Genomic DNA, 18,058 nt, shown 5'->3' with positions numbered 1-18,058 from the left:
GGGTGGTGGCGGTCCCCGCGGGGACCGCCCAACTCGCCGACTCCCGAGATCGATCACCCCTGCCCCGGCTACCCTCACCCGCGATGTCCTTCGCCACGCCGCTCTTCCTCTGGTTCTTCGTGCCTGCCGTGCTCACGGCAGTCCTCGTCGCGCCCAGGGGCTGGCGCAACGGGATCGTCGCGGTGGCCAGCCTGCTGTTCTACGTGACGGGCGCGGGCGGCACGACGCTGCTGCTGCTCGCCTGCATGGTGGTGAACTACCTCGCGGGGCTGAAGCTGGCACCGGACGGGCCGCTGGCGGCCGACAGGCGGCGGGTGCTGCTGGTCGGGGTGATCGGCTTCGACCTGGCCGTGCTGCTGGTGTGGAAGTACCTGGGGTTCGCGACCGAGCAGCTGGCGGCGATCGCCTCGATCGTGGGCGCGGACCTGCCGGTGGTGCACCTGGCGCTGCCGATCGGCATCTCGTTCTACACGTTCCACCACATCTCGTACGTGGTGGACGTGTACCGGGGCGAGCGGCCCGCGCTGCGCGAGCCGGTCTCGTTCATCACCTACATCGCGATGTTCCCGCAGCTCGTGGCGGGTCCGATCGTGCGGTGGCGGGAGATCGCCGACCAGCTGCCGCAGGAGCGCACGCACCGGTTGGACGACATCGCGGCGGGGTTCCCCCGGTTCGCGCTGGGGCTGTGCAAGAAGGTCATCGTCGCGGACTCGCTGGCGCCGCTGGTGGACGCCGCGTTCGCCACGCCCTCGGACGAGATGACCTGGTCGGTGGCGTGGCTGGGTGCGATCGGCTACGCGCTGCAGCTGTACTTCGACTTCTCCGGGTACTCGGACATGGCGATCGGGCTCGGGCGGATGCTGGGGTTCCGGCTGCCGGAGAACTTCGCGCGGCCCTACTCGTCGGTGACGATCACCGAGTTCTGGCGGCGGTGGCACATGTCGCTGTCGCGGTGGTTCCGGGACTACCTGTACATCCCGCTCGGCGGCAACCGCCGGGGGACGTGGACGACGTACCGGAACCTGTCGATCGTGTTCGTGCTGACCGGGTTCTGGCACGGGGCGAACTGGACGTTCCTGGTGTGGGGCGTGTTTCACGGGGCGCTGCTGATCGTGGAGCGGCGGTTCGGGTGGGCCAAGGCCCCCGAGGGGCGCAAGGCCCTGCTGGGGCGGCGGGCGCTGACGTTCCTGCTGGTCGTGGTGGGCTGGGTGTTCTTCCGGTCGCCGGACCTGGGCACGGCGTTCTCGGTGCTGGGGAACATGCTCGTCCCGGACCTCGACGGCCTGCCGGACGCGGTGGCGGTGGCGGCGACGAACCAGCGGATCGCGCTGCTGGTGCTGGCGCTGGTCGTGGTGCTCCTGCCGAACCACCCGGTGACGGGGCCGTACCTGGAGTCGGCGCGCACGCGGGTCGCGACGGGGCTGCGGGTCGCGGTGATGACGGTGGGCGCGCTGTACGCGGCGATCCTGGTGGCGGGCGGGACGTTCAGCCCGTTCCTGTACTACCAGTTCTGAGGCGGTTCCGGGGAACCGGGCCGGTCACACCTGGACGACCTCGACCATGCTGTCGAGCCCGGCGAAGTCCTTCACGTTGCGCGTGTAGAGCGGCAGGTCCCGCGAGGACGCGATGGCGGCGATCATCAAATCGATCTTCCTCGGCCGCGGGTCGCGGCCCGCTTGAAGGGTCAGCGTCACGAGCGTGCCGAAGCGGGCGGCTGCCCGGTCGTCGAAGACCAGGGCGTCGAACTCGACGATCGCAGCCCCCAACTGCTCGGTCCGCACGGCGCGCGTGATCGGGTCCTTGGCCATCGCGACGCCTTGGTGCAGCTCCGCCAGGGTGATCGCGGTCAGCTCGGGGAACTCGGGCAGCACCTGCGGGTCCAGGGAGTCGAGATCGATGTAGACGCAGGTGTCCAGCACACCCGACGCGCGCCGCTCAGCCACGGGCGCGCTCCCAGGGATCGTCGCCGTCACCGATCCGGTCCTCGGTGCCGAAGAACTCCTCGGCCTCGCGCCTCATGAGTTCGTAGTCCACCTTGGGCAGTGCGCGGTGCCGCGCGACCAGTTCCTCGGCGGTGAACCGCCGCCTGCGCGACAGGGGGCGAACCTCGGCGACCTCCACCCCGTTGCGGGTGATGTGGTAGGTCTCCCCCGCTTCGACCGCGTTCATGACCTCAGCGGAGTTGTTGCGGAACTCCCGCTGGTTGATGACCTTCATGAGAACCAGTCTAATCCGCTTGTAGCACGTCGTGCTACACGCACCCGCGCCCCCATCCCTTATTCCTCGATTCCCCCGAACGGCGGTGCGCCGCCCCTCCCGCCACTCCCCCGGACCGCCGCCGCGCCACGTCCCAACGCTCGACCCGTTCGTGGTCCGCTCGGCCCAGCGCGCCCGGCGCGCCCGCGTCGGGTCGTGACGTAGGGTGGGCGCGGTCGAGGCGGGGAACGGCCGCCGGGAGGACAGACTCAGCAAAGGACGTGGACTCTTTCCCAACCGATAACCGCCGCACGCGGTCAGTCAAGTCGGTTTCGGGTGCGCGCTCCCGCGGGACGCCGAGCGGTCGACCACCGCCGCCCCGCGCGCGGGCCTCGAGGATCAGTTGCTTCTGGTGGGGATGACGTGACTCGCTCATCGGGGTCCGGCGTCCGGGGGCGCGGGTGACCTCCGGGGGCGCGCTGCGCGCCCTGGTGGGCAACCGCGAGTTCCGCGGGCTGTGGATCGGTTCGGTGGCGTCCACGGCGGGCGACCAGCTCGCCGCGGTGGCGCTGTCCCTGCTGGTGTTCGAGCGCACCGGCTCCCCCGCGTGGACCGCCGTGACCTGGGCGTCCACGCTGCTGCCCCCGCTGGTGTCCGGGCCGCTGCTGGCCTGGGTCGCCGACCGCTACCCGCGCCGCACCGTGATGGTGGCGTGCGCGTGGCTCCAGGCCGTGCTGGTGGGCGCGATGGCGATCCCCGGCGTGCCGCTGTGGGGCATGGTCGCGCTGCTGTTCTCGGCGCTCATGGTCGCCTCCCCGTTCCTGGCCGCCCAGGAGGCGAGCCTGCCCTCGGTGCTGCCCGACGAGCGCTACGACGACGGGGTGGCGCTGTTCGGGACCTCCGTGGACGTCGCCCAGATGGTGGGGCTGGCCGCCGCGGGCTTCCTGGTGACCTGGGCCGGTCCCGGCGCCGCGCTGGCGCTGGACGCGGCCAGCTTCGTGCTGGTCGCGGTGCTGGTGCAGCTGTCCGTCGAGCACCGGCCCGCCGCCGCGCCGCGCAGCGCCCCCGAGGACCCGGAGGGGGCGCGGAGCGCGCTGGCGCTGCTGCTGACCGAGCCCCGGCTGCGCTCGCTGCTGGGGATGCGGCTGCTGGCAGGCCTGGCGATGGTGCCGGAGGGGCTGGCGGTGCCGCTGGCCGACGGGCTGGGCGCGGTGTGGGCGGTCGGGCTGATCCTGGCCGTGGAGCCCGCCGCGAACGTGCTGGGCGTGGCCCTGCTGTTCCGCTTCGTGCGCGACCCCCGGCAGCGGGAGCGGCTGATGGGGCCGCTGGCGGTGCTGTCGCTGGCGCCGCTGGCGCTGTTCGCGCTGGAGCCGAACCTGACCTGGGCGATCGTGCTGCTGGTCATCGCGGGCATGGCCGGGGCGTACCACACGCCCGCGCGGGCGGCCTGGATGCGGCTGCTGCCCGACGCCTACCGGGGCCGGGCGTTCGGCATCGCGCGCACCGCCCTGCGCACCAGCCAGGGCGGTGGCATGGCGCTCGCGGGCGTCGTGGCGCACGCTGTTGGCTCGGTGACCGCGACGATCGCGGGCGCGGGCGGTGTCGGGCTGCTGCTCGCCGCGCAGGCGACCGTAGCCTGGAGGAGGGCGCGCGCGAAGGCGGGCCCCGATGCGGTGACCACGTGAAACGGACTCATCATGGATGACGATTTCCCTGACGAGACGACGTGGGCGCGGTCTGCGGGCACGGGGATTCGGAGGGGACCGGGGAGGCCGGTGGGGTCACCACTCGCGGTTGCGCATGGCGAACACTCCTCCTCCCGGATTCCGGGTACCTGCTGCGGTGGGGATCGAAGGGCGGCATCGGCCGCGACGGCAATGCGCCGGGTGATGACGGGTCGAGTGTAGGGGGACGTGGTGGCGAACAGTTTGCCCGATCACGAACCGCCCACGACACCGGGCGTGTCCGCCGGGCGGAACTGGGAGCTCTGGTCCCTGCGACCGGCCGCGATCGCTTACATCCTTTCCATCGAATTGGTGGTGTTGATTTCCACCATTTGGTTGATGGCCGGGGTGGGGTCCGCCTCCGAGTCCGACTGGTTCCGGTTCGGGGCGTTCGCGGCGGCCGTGACGGTGCACCTGACGATCGTCCGGCGCGCCGAGGAGTCGCGGCGCGACGAGTCCGCGAGCCTGTACTTCGACCTCACCTCGGTGTGGACGTTCGCCGCGGCGGTGGTGCTGCCCGCGCCGCTGGCGGTGCTGATCGTGCTGCTGCTGCGCGTGGTCACCCAGCCGATCGCGCGACGGCAGCCCTACCGGTTCGTGTTCACCTCGACGCACATCGTGGCCAGCACGGTGCTGGCCGGGGTCGCGGTGCGCGAGGCGGGGTTCCCGCTGCTGGCCACCGGCAGGCTGCTGGGCGACCTGGGGCTGCTGGCGGTGCTGGCGCTGACCGCCGCGCTGTACTGGTTCACCCAGGTCGTGCTGATGACGGGCGTGCTGAAGATCCTGAACCCGCGCACCCGGTTCGCGGACACGCTGGGCTCGCGCGGCGACAACATGCTGGAGGCCACCACGCTGGGCGTGGGCGCGCTGCTCGGGCTGCTGACCGCGACGCACTGGGCCGCGCCGCTGCTGATGGTGGTGCCGGTGGTGCTGGCGAACGCGCTGCTGCACCGGGCCTCGGAGCGGCAGGCGCACCTGGAGCGGCTGCTGGCCGAGCAGGCGCAGGCGCACCAGCAGCTCACCCAGGACGCGCACACCGACTTCCGCACGGGCCTGCTGAACACGACCGGGCTCGCCGAGTTCGCGCACCGGCTGGCCGAGCGGGGCCGCATCGACGGCAAGCCGGTGACCGTGCTGGCGATCGACCTGGACCACTTCAAGCGGATCAACGACACCTGGGGGCACCCGGCGGGCAACGCGGTGCTGGCCGAGGTGGGGCGCATCCTGCGGGAGAAGCTGCGGCCGGGCGACGTGGCCGGTCGGGACGGCGGCGAGGAGTTCGTGGTCGTGCTGGCCGACACCGGGCTGGCCGAGGGCACGGCGATCGCGGAGCGGGTGCGGGAGGCGATCGGGCTGATGGTGGTGGTGACCACCGACAAGCACCGCAGCACGGTGCACCTGCGCGGGCGGGACCTGCCGGTGAACGAGGACGGGCAGGAGGTGCGGGCGATCTCGGCGTCGATCGGGGTCGCGGTGCTGGGCGACGGCCCGGACGCGCTGGCGCACGCGCAGCACAGCGCCGACGGGGCGCTGTACGCGGCGAAGGAGCGGGGCCGCAACCAGGTGCGGGTGGCGAACGTGGACATCGGCGGGCCGCGTCCGGCGACGCCCGCCCGGTTGCAGGAGCACGGGGTGCCGCGCACGGCCTGACGCGGCGGGTCCAGGCGAGGCCGGTCCAGGCGAGGCCGGTCCAGGCGCGGCCGGTCCAGGCGCGGCCGGTCCGCGTCCGGGCAGCGCCGATCCGGGCAGCACTGGTCCGGGCAGCACTGGTCCGGGCAGCACCGATCGGCACTCGGCGTGGTGGATTCCACCGGTGGTGCGGGGTTCGGGGGGAGAGCTGTTTCGACCCATCGGGCACTCGCTTCGCGTGACACGCTCAGGTCGTCACGGGTATCCCCTCGAACGTGGGATCAAACAGCCCGAACGCGTGATTTCCCGACGATCCGGCAGATCACGTAAATGGCGAACGAAATCGCGGTGACGAATGCGCTCACCGGCACGCCGGGCGCGAGCGAGAGCACGATCCCGCCGAGCACGGCGACCTCGGCGAACACGATCGCGAGCACGGTGGCCTTGGCCGGGCTGGCGGTGATCCGGGCGGCTGCGGCGGCGGGCGTGATCATCATGGAGAGCACGAGCAGCGCGCCCACGATCTGCACGCCGAGCGCGGTGGTGATGCCGACCAGGACCGCGAACACCGGGGACAGCGCGCGCACCGGGACACCCCTGGCGAGCGCCACGTCGGGGTCGACGCTGGCGAACAGCAGCGGCCGGTAGAGCAGCGCGAGCACCACCAGCACCACGACCGCGCAGACCACCAGCACCTGCACGTCACCGGCGGGGATGCCGATGGGCTGGCCGACGAGCAGGCCCATCTTGTTGGCCGCGCGGCCGGGGTAGAGCCACAGGAACAGCACGCCGAGGCCGAGGCCGAAGGCGAGCACCGCGCCGATGACCGAGTCGCGCTCGGAGTCGCGCTGGCCGAGCAGTCCGAGCAGCAGGGCGGCGACGACGGCGCCGAGCACCGCGCCATAGCTGACGCTGATGCCGAGCAGCAGGGCGGCGGCGCCGCCGGTGAAGGCGAGCTCGCTGGTGCCGTGGACGGCGAAGGACATCTTCCGGGTGATCACCAGCGGGCCGATGGCCCCGGCGACCAGGCCGAGGACGGCGGCGGCCAGGAGCGCCCGCTGCACGACCGGCAGGCCGATCAGCTCGGCGGTCGTGGCGAAGTCGAACAGGCTCTCCATCGTCAGTGCTCCTCGGCGTGGTGCGGCTGGTCCTCGCACACGCCGTGCGCGCCGACGACGTGGATCTGGCCGCGCACCCTGACCACCTCGACGGTGGTGCGGTACAGCTCGGACAGGGTCTCGCCGGTCATGACCTCGGCGGGCGGGCCGATCCGGAAGCGGCCGTCGACCAGGTAGAGGACGCGGTCGACCAGCGGGAGCACCGGGTTGATCTCGTGGGTGACGAACAGGACGGCGGTGTCCGAGGCGCGCCGCCGGGTGTTGATGAGGTCGCTGACGACGCGCTGGTGGGCGAGGTCGAGCGAGAGGAGCGGCTCGTCGCACAGCAGCACGGCCGGGTCGCCGACGAGGGCCTGCGCGACGCGCAGCCGCTGCTGCTCGCCGCCGGAGAGCAGGCCGACGGGCCGGTCGGCGTAGGAGGTGGCGCCGACGGCCTCCAGGACCTCGTCGACGCGGCGGCGGCGCTCGGCGCGCCCGCGCAGGCCCAGGCCCCAGCGGTGGCCGTCGAGCCCGAGGCCGACCAGGTCGCGCCCGCGCAGCACGGTGGAGGTGTCCACGGGGCGCTGCTGGGGGATGTAGCCGATGGCGCGGCTGCCGCGCCCGGCCGGGACGCCCGCGATCTCGACGCTGCCGCCGGAGAGGGGCTGGAGGCCCAGCAGGACCCGCATCAGGCTGGTCTTGCCGGACCCGTTGGGGCCGAGGACCGCGATGAACTCGCCGGGCCGCACGTCGAGGTCCAGCCCGTCCCAGAGGACCCGGTCGCCGTACGCGAGCCGGGCCGAACGCAGCGAGACCGCCCCGCGCTGGGCTGCGGGGCGGTCAGGCGTGGTGGTCTGGGCGCTCATTTCGTCCCGAGCGCGGCGGTCAGCTCGTCGACCTGCTTCGTCATCCACTCAACGTAACCCGTGACGCCTTCCGGCAGCGTCTCGGTCATGCCCACGACGGGCAGCCCGGCGGTCCCGGCCTTGGCGACCAGGTCGTTCGTGACCGCGTTCTCCGTCTGGGTGTTGTTGATCAGTGCGCTGACCTGCTTGTTCACGATCAGGTCACCGGTGGCGGCGATGGCGGCGACGGGGACGTCGGTCTCGTTCTCGATGGCCTCGGTGAACTCGGCGGGGGTGAGGTCCTCCACACCCGCGGTCTCCAGCAGGTAGGCGGGCACCGGCTCGGTCACCACGACCTTGGTGGGCTTGATCTGCTCGACCTTGGCGGTGAGGCCGTCGAGCGCCGTGCCGAAGTCGGCCGCGCCCTTGGTGAAGGCGTCCTTCTTGTCGGGCGCGATCGCGGAGAGCTCCTCGGCGACCTTGTCGGCGACCTTGCGGACGGTGGCCAGGTCGTACCAGACGTGCTCGTTCTCCTCCTTGCCCGAGAGGGCGAAGGCGTCGACGCGCTTGGCCGACTGCGCGGACTCGTCGACGATCTTGTCGAAGAAGTCGTCGTAGCCGCCGCCGTTGCCGACGACGAGCTTGGCGCCCGCGACGGCGGCGATGTCGGCGGGCTTGCTCTCGAACGAGTGCGGGTCGGCGGACGGGTCGTCGATCAGGGCCTTGACCTCGACGTCGCTCCCGCCGACCGCCTTGACGACGCTGCCCCACACGTTGGTGGAGGTGACGACCGAGACCGCGCCCGCGGGGGCGTCGGCGGCGTCGGAGGAGCCGCTGCCGCCCTGGTCGGCGCTGCCGCAGGCGGTGGTGAGACCGAGCACCGCCACGGCGGTGATCAGCGTGGTGCGCACAGTCATCGGCTGACTCCTCAGGGGGACCTAAAGTGGAATGGTAACCGTTGTCGAGTTCAGTTTAGAACTCTCCGCCACCACCTTGTCCACCGGATGGGGCAAAGAACACGCAGGGCCACCCCCCGTACGTGGGGGATGGCCCTGCGAGGTCCTGCGGAGCGGGCGTCAGTCGGTCAGGCGCAGCCCGGTCTCCGGGTGGAACAGGTGCACCTCGGAGGCGTCGCGCACGCCGACCTTGACGGTCTGGCCCAGCGCGGGCGGGGTGCGGCCGTCGACGCGGACCACGAACCGCTCGGAGGAGTCGCCGATGCGGACCGCGCCGTGCAGCAGCGCGTCCGCGCCCAGCTCCTCGACCAGCTCGACGGCCATCTCCATGCCCGGCTCGCCCTCGCCGACCAGCGCCAGCGACTCGGGGCGCACGCCGAAGACGACCTCGGACAGGCCCTTGCCGGAGGCGGCGTCGAGCTTGGCGCGCTCCAGCGGCACCAGCAGGCCGTCCAGCTTCGCGCCCTCGGCGGTCAGCGGCACGGTCTTCAGGTTCATGGCGGGCGAGCCCATGAAGCCCGCGACGAACGCGTTGGCAGGCTTGTCGTACAGCGCGCGCGGGGTGTCGCACTGCTGGAGCAGGCCGTCCTTGAGCACGGCGACCCGGTGGCCCATGGTCATGGCCTCGACCTGGTCGTGCGTGACGTAGATCGTGGTGGTGCCCAGGCGCTGCTGGAGGGCCGCGATGTTCGCGCGGGTCTCGACGCGGAGCTTGGCGTCCAGGTTGGACAGCGGCTCGTCCATGAGGAACACGCTGGGCTCGCGGACGATCGCGCGCCCCATCGCGACGCGCTGGCGCTGACCGCCGGAGAGCGCCTTCGGCTTGCGGTCCAGGTACTTGGTGAGGTCGAGCATGGCCGCCGCCTCGGCGACCTTCTGCTTGATCTCCTCCTTGGCGACCTTGCGCAGCTTGAGCGCGAAGCCCATGTTCTCCGCGACCGTCATGTGCGGGTACAGCGCGTAGGACTGGAACACCATCGCGATGTCCCGGCCCTTCGGCGGCACGTTGGTGACGTCCTTGCCGCCGATCTTGATGGCGCCCTCGTCGACGTCCTCCAGGCCCGCGAGCATCCGCAGGGCGGTGGACTTGCCGGAACCCGACGGGCCGACCAGAACGAGGAACTCGCCGTCCGCGACGTCGAGGGACAACTCGTCGACGGCTCGCACCGGGGGGTTGCCGGAGAAGATCCGCGACGCCTTGTCGTAGGCGACCTCTGCCATGGTGCGCACCTTTCAGTACCCGAGCTTTGCCGCAACGCTAGGCATTGCAAGCGCTTACGGGAACACCCGGACGCGAACGGATTTCACCCCTTCACCGCGCCGCCCGCCAGCCCCGAGACCAGGAACCGCTGCACGAGGTAGAACACCGCGACCGCCGGGATGGCCACCAGCGTGGACGCCGCCGCCAGGTGCCCCCACTCGGTGCGGTTCTGCTGCACGAACACCTGCAGGCCCACCGCGAGGGTCTTGGACTCGTCGGCCGCCGACAGGAACGCCGAGGCGAACGCCACCTCGCCCCACGCGGTCAGGAAGGCGTAGAACGAGGTCACCGCGAGCCCCGGCCTGGCCAGCGGCAGCACCAGCCGCCAGAACACGCCGAACGGCGAGAGCCCGTCCACCCGGCCCGCCTCGTCGATGTCGGCGGGGATGGTGTCGAAGTAGCCCTTGAGCATGTAGGTGCAGAACGGCACGGCGGTGGTGCAGTAGACCAGCACCAGGCCGAGCGCGGTGCCCTGCACGCCCAGCGCCAGCAGGGTGTTGTACAGCGGCACGATCAGCACCGCGAACGGGAACATCTGCACGACCAGGAACGACAGCAGCAGCTTGCGCTTGCCGGGGAACCGGAAGCGGCTGGCCGCGTACCCGGCGGTGGCCGACAGGAACACCGCCAGCACCGTGGTCAGCAGCGCGATCTGCACCGAGTTGCCGAACCAGGCCAGGAAGTCGCCCTTCTCCCCGGACAGGATGCGGGTGTAGTTGTCCAGGCTGGACTCGTTGACCAGCTTGGGCGTGGTCTCGACGGCGAGCGCGTCCGGCTTGAACGAGGTGACCACGACCCAGAACACCGGGAACACCGCGATCAGCGACGCGGTGATCAGCGCGGCGTGCAGCCCGGTCGACGCGGCGCGGGAGCGCTTGGCCCTCCGGGACTCGCGCGCGGGCGTCGCGGCCCGCAGCGAAGCGGCCTCGATGGACATCACCACACCTCGCCTTGCCTGCGCAGCGCGCGCCGGTAGCCGCTCGCGAACACGAGCAGGACGGACAGGATGAGCACGCCGTAGGTGGAGGCGACGGCGTAGTCGCGGGAGGCCCCGGAGAAGAAGCGCTCGAACGCGTAGGTGATCAGCAGCCGGGTGCTCGGGTTCTGGCCGGTGATCAGGTAGACGACGGCGAACATGTTGAACGTCCAGATGACGCCCAGCAGCACGACCGTGCTGGAGACCGAGCGCAGGCCGGGCAGGGTGACGTGCCGGAAGCGCTGCCACGGGGTGGCGCCGTCGACCTCGGCCGCCTCGTACAGGTCGGCCGGGATGGACTGGAGGCCGCCGAGCAGCGAGACCATCATGAACGGCACGCCCAGCCACACGTTCACGATCACCACCGCGACCAGCGCCCAGTTCGACTGGCCGAGCCACACCGGGTCGGGAAGGCCCAGGGCGCGCAGGACCTGGTTGATGATCCCGTACTGGGCGTTGAACATGTACTTCCAGGCGAACGCGCTGATGAACGCGGGCACCGCCCACGGCAGGATCAGCAGCACCCGGTAGACCGCGCGGCCCGCGACCTGCCGGTTGAGCAGGACGGCGAGCCCGAGGCCGATGCCGTAGTGCAGGAGCACGCAGCTGGCGGTCCACACGACGGTGCGCAGCAGGGTGGCCCAGAACGCGCCGTAGCTGGCGTCGCCGGAGAGCACGGCGAGGTAGTTGCGCAGGCCGACCCACTCGTAGGTGGCGGGCCGGTCGAGCACCGGGTTGGCGATGGACGACTCGTTGATGTCCGTGAGGGTGAAGAACACGCCTTGCGCGAGCGGGTAGAGCACCAGCACGGCGATGACCAGCACCACCGGCAGGACCATCGCGTACGCGTACCAGTGCCGGTCGAGGAACCTGCGCACCTGTGGCCTCCTAGCGCCGGAGCGCCGGGGCCGCCCGCCCGCGCGGGTCGGGCGGCCCCGGAGCGGTCAGCCGACGGTGTACTCGGGCAGGATCTGGTCCTTGTAGGTCTTGGCGACCTCGTCCAGCGCGGACTTGGCGTCCTTCTTGCCCGCGAGGAAGTCGGCGTAGGCGGTCTTGAGCGGGTCGAACAGCTGGCCGCCCTCGGGGATCCACGGCCGGGGGTGGGCCTGGGCGACGACCGGCTCGAAGGCCGCGACGACCGCGTTGGCCTTGACCTCGGCGACCTCGTAGGCGGACTTGCGGGTGGGCAGCAGGCCCAGCTCGGTGGCGATCTCGGCCTGGGACTCGGCGGAGCTCATGCAGGCGATGAGCTTGAGCGCGTTGTCCTTGGCCTTGGTGCCCTGGCGCACCACGTAGTCGTGGCCGCCGACCGGGGCGAGCCCGGCGGTGGCCTCGGTGACGCCGGGGACGGGCGCGATGCCGAGGTTGGACCCGTCGGCGAACGCGGCGCCCTTGAGGTAGTCGGGGACGGACCAGGGGCCGTTGACGACCATGGCGATCTCGCCGGAGCCGAAGCCCGCCTGCATGTTGCTGTAGGAGTTGCCCGCGTCGAGCGCGGTGGTGGCGGCCTTGGCGTCGACCAGGCCCTTGGCGGTCTCCAGGCCCTTCACGTTCTCCGGCGAGGAGACCACGATCTCCTTGGCCTCGGCGTCGACCAGGTCGCCGCCCGCGCCGTAGAGGAAGGGCAGGGCGTAGTAGGCGTCGTTGTTGACGAAGAACGCCTTCTCGCCGCCGAGCTTGGCGGCGACGGACTTGAGCTCGTCCCAGGTCTTCGGGGGCTGCACGCCCGCGTCGGCCAGCAGCTTCTTGTTGTAGAAGAGGGCGAGCGAGTCGGTGACCTGGGGGACGCCGTAGGTCTTGCCCTCGTAGACCGCGGACCCGAGCGGGGTCTCCAGGAAGTCCGAGGTGTCCTTGACCAGGTCGGTGCCGGTCAGGTCGAGGACCAGGCCGTTCTTGGCCAGCTGCGGCACCCAGGCGACCTCGGCGCGGAACACGTCCGGGCCCTGTCCGCCCTGCGCGGCGGTCTTGTAGTTGTTGAGCGCCGCGTCGAAGGCGACGGTCTCGGTCTTGACCTGGTAGCCGCCCCCGGCCGCGCAGTCCTGGGCGACCTTGGTGAAGACGGGGCTCTCGTTGGGGCCGCTGGTGTCCCAGAAGACGACCTCGCTGCTCGCGCCGCCGCCGCCGGAAGAGCCACCGCAGGCGGTGAGGGCGAGGGCGGGGACTAAGCCCGCGGCCAGTGCCGTCAGGAGGGTGGTACGTCGCATCGCTGCTGTCGCCCCTCTCATCCGGCCCCGCCGGGGCGAGGCCACTGCAAGTTCTTGCGGAAGAGTTGACGCGGATTTCATACCGCTGAACTGGGGACGGTCAAGGGTCGCGGCGTAACCAAGCCGTAACGGCGGCGCGCGAACGGGGGAAACCGCAGGGGGCGTTGCAAAACCTTGCTGCGGGCGGCAGGGTGAAGCGGAGCCCTGTCTCCGGATTCCCGAAGCCCGACCCCGCCGCTTCACCCACCGCAACGAGGAGGACCGGTGCCCGGACTGGCCGAGATCGCCAGGGCCGCCGGGGTGAGCATCTCAACCGTGAGCCGCGTGCTGAACCGCCGAGCGGGGGTCAACGACGAGACCCGCCAGCGGGTGCTCGCCGTGCTGGCGGAGATGCCGTACACCCCGCGCGGGCTCGGCGCGCTGCAGCGGACCGGCGTGATCGGGCTGCTGGTGCCGGAGCTGTCGAACCCGGTGTTCCCGGCGTTCGCCGAGGCGCTGGAGGTCAGGGCGGCCCGGCTGGGCTACTCGTCGCTGCTGTGCAACACACGGGCGTCCGGGGACGCGGCGATGGGCGAGGAGGAATACGTCCGGATGCTGCTGGCCAGGGGCGTCGAGGGCATGGTGTTCGTCTCGCCGGAGATCACCAACGCCGAGGCGCCGCTGGGGCGGGCCGCGCGGCCGAGCTACTACTCGAAGCTGCTGGCCGACGGGGTGCACATGGTGTTCGTGAACGGGGCGACGCCCGCGCTGGACGTGCCGGACGTGACCGTGGACGAGCAGCACGCGGGGTACGCGGCGACCAGGCACCTGGTGGAGCTGGGGCACCGGCTGGTCGGGTTCGTCAGCGGGCCCGCGCGGGCGCTGCCCTCGCGGCTCAAGCGGGCCGGGTGGGCGGCGGCGCTGGAGGAGGCGGGGCTCAGCGCGGACGGCTCGCTCGTCGCGCACGGCCCGTTCGGGCCGGAGGGCGGGGCGCTCGCGGCGGCGGAGCTGCTCGACTCCGTGCGGCCGACGGCGGTGATCTGCTCGTCCGATCACATGGCGATAGGGGTGCTCCGAGAGGCGCACAAGCGGGGTTTGTCCGTTCCCGGCGATCTCTCGGTGGTCGGTTTCGACGACATCCCGCTGGCCCCCTACTGCTCTCCCCCGCTCACCACTCTGGCGCAACCGATCGAGGAAATGGCGACCGCCGCGGTGGACGAACTCGTGCTGCGTTTGGACCCCGATCGGCGCAGAAGGCACAGCGCGAACTACACGAGAGTGTTCCGGCCTCGCCTTGTTGTTCGAGAATCAACAGCATCGCCCGAATAACCACATTGGTCTGGACCACTGTACTGATCAGTAACCTATGTTGACCTGCGCTGACGAAATGGTAAAGGGACGCGGATCACGCCCACTTCTGTAAGCGCTTCTGAACCGTTACGGTCACTCCATGGCGCGGTCGATGCATGTGCGACGCCCGGCGACGTTGGCCTCTCTGGCCGCGGAGCTGGGGGTTTCCCGGACAACGGTGTCCAACGCGTACAACCGTCCCGACCAGCTCTCACCGGAGCTGCGACGCCGGGTGTTGGACACAGCGAGGCGACTTGGATATCCCGGCCCCGATCCGGTGGCGAGATCACTGCGCACGCGCAAAGCGGGCGCGGTCGGCCTGCTGCTGACCGAGAACCTCTCCTACGCGTTCCGGGACCCGGCGGCGATCGGATTCCTGGAGGGGCTCGCGCTGGCCTGCGAGACGGCCGGGCAGGGGCTGCTGCTCGTGCCCGCCAACCCCGAGCGCGAGGACGTGGCGGCCGTGCACCGGGCGGGCGTCGACGGCTTCGTCGTCTACTCGGTGCCCGACGACGACCCGCACCTCGCGGCCGTGCTGGAGCGGCCGGTGCCGACCGTCGTGTGCGACCAGCCCGACCTGGCCGACGTCGACCGCGTGGGCATCGACGACCGGGCCGCGATGCACCAGCTCGCGCAGCACCTGATCGCGCTGGGGCACCGGCGGGTCGGCGTGGTGTGCATGAGGCTCGCGCGGGACCGCAACGACGGGTTCGTGCCGCTGTCGCGGCAGGAGTCGGCGCACTTCCACGTGCAGCGGTCCCGGATGAGCGGGCTGCGGCAGGCGTTCACCGAGGTCGGGGTCGACTGGGCCTCGGTGCCGGTGGTGGAGCGGTTCGACCACACGATCGCGCAAGGCGCCTCGGCGGCGGCCCAGGTCCTGGACCGGGACCCGCAGATCACGGCGCTGATCTGCACCTCGGACATACTGGCCCTCGGCGCGCTGCAGGAGGCGGAGCGGCGCGGCCTGCGGGTGCCCGCGGACCTCACGGTGACCGGGTTCGACGGCATCCGGGAGGCCGAGCAGGCCGGGCTGACCACGGTGCGGCAGCCGGTGCTGGAGAAGGGCCGCGCGGCGGGCAAGCTGCTGATGGAGATCGGCGAGCGCACCAAGCCCAGGACCGTGACGCTGGAGACCGAGCTGATCACCGGCACGACGGCGGCCGAGCCGAGGACGATCGCCGAGGAGCGGTGGTTCGGGCACTGACGGGTGGGGCGCTCGCTTCGCGGCGAGCGCCCGGCCGACGAGCCCGGCCGCGCCGGGCTCACCAGCACCGGGTCCCACCGCGCTGAGCTCAACCACGCCGGGCTCACCCACGCCGGGCTCAACCACGCCGGTCTCAGCCGATCCGGTCTCAGCCGATCCGGAAGACCGCGGGGTCGGACGAGCGGTCGCCGACCCTGGCGACCAGCAGGTAGTCGCCCGCGCCCAGCCGGGTGCGCGGGCCGCAGCCCGGCGCCGACGTCGTCCCCGGCCACTTCAGGCCGAACTCGAAGACCTCGCCCGGCTTCATCACCCGGACCTCCGAGCCCTCCGCCGCCAGGCAGTCGTTCGACGACCACAGCCGCGTCGCGCCGTCCGGGGACGTCACCACCAGCTCGCGCACCCCGCGCCCGATCTCGCGCGTGCAGGGCAGCTGCCCGGTGTTGGTCACCGCGATCCGGAAGTCCGCGTGCTCGCCCACCGCGTGCTGCTCCTTGCCCAGCACCGCCCGCACCAGCACGGCCGCGTCGGCGCACGGCTGCGGCGGGCCCGGCGGGGGCTGGGGCGGGGGCGGCGGTTCGGCGGAACCGGGGGGCGTCCCGTCGGCCGCGCCCGCGCTGGGCTGCCCGGACGGGGGCGCGGGGGAACCCGTAGTCGAACCGGCGGACGCGGCGCCCGCCTCGGCCAGCACCAGGCCCTCCGCGAGCGGGGGCGGGCTGGACGTGGACGTGGTGGCGACCGGGGCGCCCTGCGGGGCGGTGCGGCCGAGCACCGCGCCCGCGCCCCACACCGCCGCGACCAGCGCCAGCGCGGCCCCGCCGACGGCGACCACCCGGCGCCGCCAGTACACCGAGGCCGGCAGGGGCCGGGGGGACCAGCTCACGCCCCCGACGCTAGCGAACCGCCCCGCGAAAACCCCGGAGGGCGGCGGTCGCACGATGCGGTGAATCACACCTTCCGCTTGCCGAGCACCCGTGCCAACCGTTCCAATCTGCCTGCGAAGCACCACGACACGGAAGGCGTGCCGAGCCATGACCGCGATCGACGAGCTGCTCCGCCGGAACGAGGAGCTGGGGAACATCGTCCCCGGCGACCGCTCCTCCCCCATGCCCTCGATGCAGGTGGCGATCCTGACCTGCATGGACTCCCGGATCAGGGTCTTCGAGATCTTCGGCCTCAAGCAGGGCGAGGCGCACGTGCTGCGCAACGCGGGCGGGGTCGTCACCGACGACATGATCCGCTCGCTGGCGCTCAGCCAGCGCAAGCTCGGCACCAAGGAGGTGCTGCTGGTGCACCACACCAACTGCGGCCTCGAACTGGTGACCGAGGACGCCTTCAAGGACGAGCTGGAGACCGACTCCGGGATGCGCCCGCCGTGGTCGGTGGAGGCGTTCCGCGAGGTGAAGGACAGCGTGCGCGGCTCGGTGAACCGGGTGCGCAACAGCCCGTACCTGATCCACAAGGACACCGTGCGCGGGTTCGTCTACGACGTGCGCACCGGGGTGCTCACCGAGGTGCTCTGACGGGGCGGTCCGACGGGCGCGGCGGCGGGCGACGAGGCACGCCGCCGGGTCCCGGCCCGCCGCCGGGTCCTGACACACTGGCGGCACCATGAGCCGCACGACGAGTCCCACCACGAGCCGCGCGACGAACCGGACCGCGAGCGCCGCCGCCGGGGGTTCCGCCGCAGAGCACCCAGCGGAGCACCCCGCCGCGGAGAACACCGCCGCGACGAGCACCGCCGCGAAGCCGGAGAGCGCCCACCTCCCCCCGTCGACGCTGAACACCTGGTTCGCGGCCACCGCCCGCGACCTGCCCTGGCGCGACCCCGAGTGCACCGCCTGGGGCGTCCTGGTCAGCGAGATCATGCTCCAGCAGACCCCGGTCGCCCGCGTCGAGCCGATCTGGCGGGTGTGGCTGGAGAAGTGGCCGAGGCCCAGCGACATGGCCGCCGCCTCCCAGGGCGAGGTGCTGCGCATGTGGGGCAAGCTCGGCTACCCGCGCCGCGCCCTGCGCCTGCACGCCGCCGCCCAGGCCGTCGCCGCCGAGCACGACGACGTCGTCCCCGACGACGTGGAGACCCTGCTGGCCCTGCCCGGCATCGGCGCGTACACCGCGCGGGCCGTCGCCGCCTTCGCCTACGGCCGCCGCTGCCCGGTGGTGGACACCAACGTCCGCCGCGTCGTGGCGCGGGCCGTGCACGGGGCCGGGGACGCGGGCCCGCCGTCGACCACCAGGGACCTGCGGGACGTCGAGGCGCTGCTGCCCGAGGACGAGGCGTCGGCCGCGACCTACTCGGCGGCGCTGATGGAGCTGGGCGCGCTGGTGTGCACGGCCAGGACCCCGCGCTGCGCGGTGTGCCCGGTGCTGGGCTCGTGCCAGTGGCAGCGCAACGGGCGGCCCGCGTACGACGGGCCCGCGAAGGCGGTGCAGAAGTTCGCGGGCACCGACCGGCAGGTGCGCGGGCGGCTGCTGGACGTGCTGCGCGGCACGTCCGAGCCGGTCGCCAAGGAGGTGCTGGACCGGGCCTGGTCGGACGCGGGCCAGCGGGACCGGTGCCTGCACTCGCTGCTGGTGGACGGGCTGGTCGAGCAGACCGCCGCCGGGCTGTTCGCGCTGCCCGGCGAGCACGGGTGAGCG

General features: G+C 72.1%; 17 protein-coding genes. 7 read left to right on the top strand and 10 right to left on the bottom strand.

The window, feature by feature from the left end:
- The first annotated feature begins 83 nt into the window (after positions 1–83).
- Entirely contained in the window at positions 84–1,514 is a 1,431-nt protein-coding gene (locus CNX65_RS01840) for an MBOAT family O-acyltransferase (protein ID WP_096491217.1), read from the top strand.
- Between the two features lie 24 nt (positions 1,515–1,538).
- Here CNX65_RS01840 and CNX65_RS01835 read toward each other — a convergent pair whose 3' ends face one another.
- Positions 1,539–1,943: a type II toxin-antitoxin system VapC family toxin gene (locus CNX65_RS01835; protein ID WP_096491216.1), complete on the bottom strand. Its 405-nt coding sequence runs from the start codon at positions 1,941–1,943 to the stop codon at positions 1,539–1,541.
- A complete protein-coding gene (locus tag CNX65_RS01830; protein ID WP_096491215.1) occupies positions 1,936–2,217 on the bottom strand; it encodes a type II toxin-antitoxin system Phd/YefM family antitoxin in 282 nt (93 codons plus the stop codon). The genes CNX65_RS01835 and CNX65_RS01830 overlap by 8 nt, the downstream gene beginning before the upstream one ends.
- Before the next feature lie 440 nt (positions 2,218–2,657).
- Here CNX65_RS01830 and CNX65_RS01825 point away from each other — a divergent pair, with 440 nt between their 5' ends.
- Positions 2,658–3,881, top strand: coding sequence for an MFS transporter (locus tag CNX65_RS01825; RefSeq protein ID WP_096491214.1), 1,224 nt, complete (start codon positions 2,658–2,660; stop codon positions 3,879–3,881).
- A 378-nt stretch (positions 3,882–4,259) separates the two neighbouring features.
- Positions 4,260–5,570 (top strand): GGDEF domain-containing protein, encoded by a 1,311-nt coding sequence (locus tag CNX65_RS01820; RefSeq protein ID WP_232519665.1) that lies wholly within the window; start codon positions 4,260–4,262, stop codon positions 5,568–5,570.
- Positions 5,571–5,830: 260 nt separating this feature from the next.
- On the opposite strand, the gene CNX65_RS01815 is transcribed toward CNX65_RS01820, so the two are convergent.
- The 7 genes from CNX65_RS01815 to CNX65_RS01785 all read right to left on the bottom strand — a co-directional run bounded on the left by CNX65_RS01815 (position 5,831) and on the right by CNX65_RS01785 (position 12,888).
- Positions 5,831–6,667: a metal ABC transporter permease gene (locus tag CNX65_RS01815; RefSeq protein WP_096491213.1), complete on the bottom strand. Its 837-nt coding sequence runs from the start codon at positions 6,665–6,667 to the stop codon at positions 5,831–5,833.
- Positions 6,668–6,669: 2 nt separating this feature from the next.
- Positions 6,670–7,512 carry a metal ABC transporter ATP-binding protein gene (locus tag CNX65_RS01810; protein WP_096491212.1) on the bottom strand — a complete coding sequence of 281 codons (843 nt, stop codon included), beginning with the start codon at positions 7,510–7,512 and terminating at the stop codon, positions 6,670–6,672.
- Positions 7,509–8,408 (bottom strand): metal ABC transporter solute-binding protein, Zn/Mn family, encoded by a 900-nt coding sequence (locus CNX65_RS01805; protein WP_096491211.1) that lies wholly within the window; start codon positions 8,406–8,408, stop codon positions 7,509–7,511. Before CNX65_RS01805 ends, CNX65_RS01810 begins: the two co-directional genes overlap by 4 nt.
- Positions 8,409–8,567: 159 nt before the next feature.
- Complete coding sequence (locus tag CNX65_RS01800; protein ID WP_096491210.1) at positions 8,568–9,668, bottom strand: ABC transporter ATP-binding protein; 1,101 nt, start codon at positions 9,666–9,668, stop codon at positions 8,568–8,570.
- A gap of 83 nt (positions 9,669–9,751) precedes the next feature.
- On the bottom strand, positions 9,752–10,645 hold the full coding sequence (locus tag CNX65_RS01795; protein ID WP_096491209.1) for a sugar ABC transporter permease: 894 nt from the start codon (positions 10,643–10,645) through the stop codon (positions 9,752–9,754).
- Entirely contained in the window at positions 10,645–11,523 is an 879-nt protein-coding gene (locus CNX65_RS01790) for a carbohydrate ABC transporter permease (protein ID WP_218181406.1), read from the bottom strand. Before CNX65_RS01790 ends, CNX65_RS01795 begins: the two co-directional genes overlap by 1 nt.
- Before the next feature lie 105 nt (positions 11,524–11,628).
- On the bottom strand, positions 11,629–12,888 hold the full coding sequence (locus tag CNX65_RS01785; protein ID WP_096491207.1) for an extracellular solute-binding protein: 1,260 nt from the start codon (positions 12,886–12,888) through the stop codon (positions 11,629–11,631).
- A gap of 264 nt (positions 12,889–13,152) precedes the next feature.
- Here CNX65_RS01785 and CNX65_RS01780 point away from each other — a divergent pair, with 264 nt between their 5' ends.
- On the top strand, positions 13,153–14,196 hold the full coding sequence (locus CNX65_RS01780) for a LacI family DNA-binding transcriptional regulator (protein ID WP_096491206.1): 1,044 nt from the start codon (positions 13,153–13,155) through the stop codon (positions 14,194–14,196).
- Between the two features lie 121 nt (positions 14,197–14,317).
- Positions 14,318–15,421 (top strand): LacI family DNA-binding transcriptional regulator, encoded by a 1,104-nt coding sequence (locus tag CNX65_RS01775; protein WP_096491205.1) that lies wholly within the window; start codon positions 14,318–14,320, stop codon positions 15,419–15,421.
- A 148-nt stretch (positions 15,422–15,569) separates the two neighbouring features.
- On the opposite strand, the gene CNX65_RS01770 is transcribed toward CNX65_RS01775, so the two are convergent.
- Complete coding sequence (locus tag CNX65_RS01770; protein WP_218181332.1) at positions 15,570–16,301, bottom strand: hypothetical protein; 732 nt, start codon at positions 16,299–16,301, stop codon at positions 15,570–15,572.
- A 148-nt stretch (positions 16,302–16,449) separates the two neighbouring features.
- On the opposite strand from CNX65_RS01770, the gene CNX65_RS01765 reads away from it, so the two are divergent.
- Together CNX65_RS01765 and CNX65_RS01760 are read left to right on the top strand one after the other, a co-directional pair.
- Positions 16,450–16,941: a beta-class carbonic anhydrase gene (locus CNX65_RS01765; protein WP_096491203.1), complete on the top strand. Its 492-nt coding sequence runs from the start codon at positions 16,450–16,452 to the stop codon at positions 16,939–16,941.
- Between the two features lie 88 nt (positions 16,942–17,029).
- The gene (locus CNX65_RS01760) at positions 17,030–18,055 is read left to right on the top strand and encodes an HhH-GPD family protein (RefSeq protein ID WP_232519664.1); all 1,026 of its coding nucleotides are present in this window, start codon (positions 17,030–17,032) and stop codon (positions 18,053–18,055) included.
- Positions 18,056–18,058: the final 3 nt, after the last annotated feature.

This window comes from Actinosynnema pretiosum (assembly GCF_002354875.1).
GTDB lineage: Bacteria > Actinomycetota > Actinomycetes > Mycobacteriales > Pseudonocardiaceae > Actinosynnema > Actinosynnema auranticum.
Note: the sequence above shows the minus strand (reverse complement) of the source record. Positions and strands in the feature narration are given on the sequence as shown.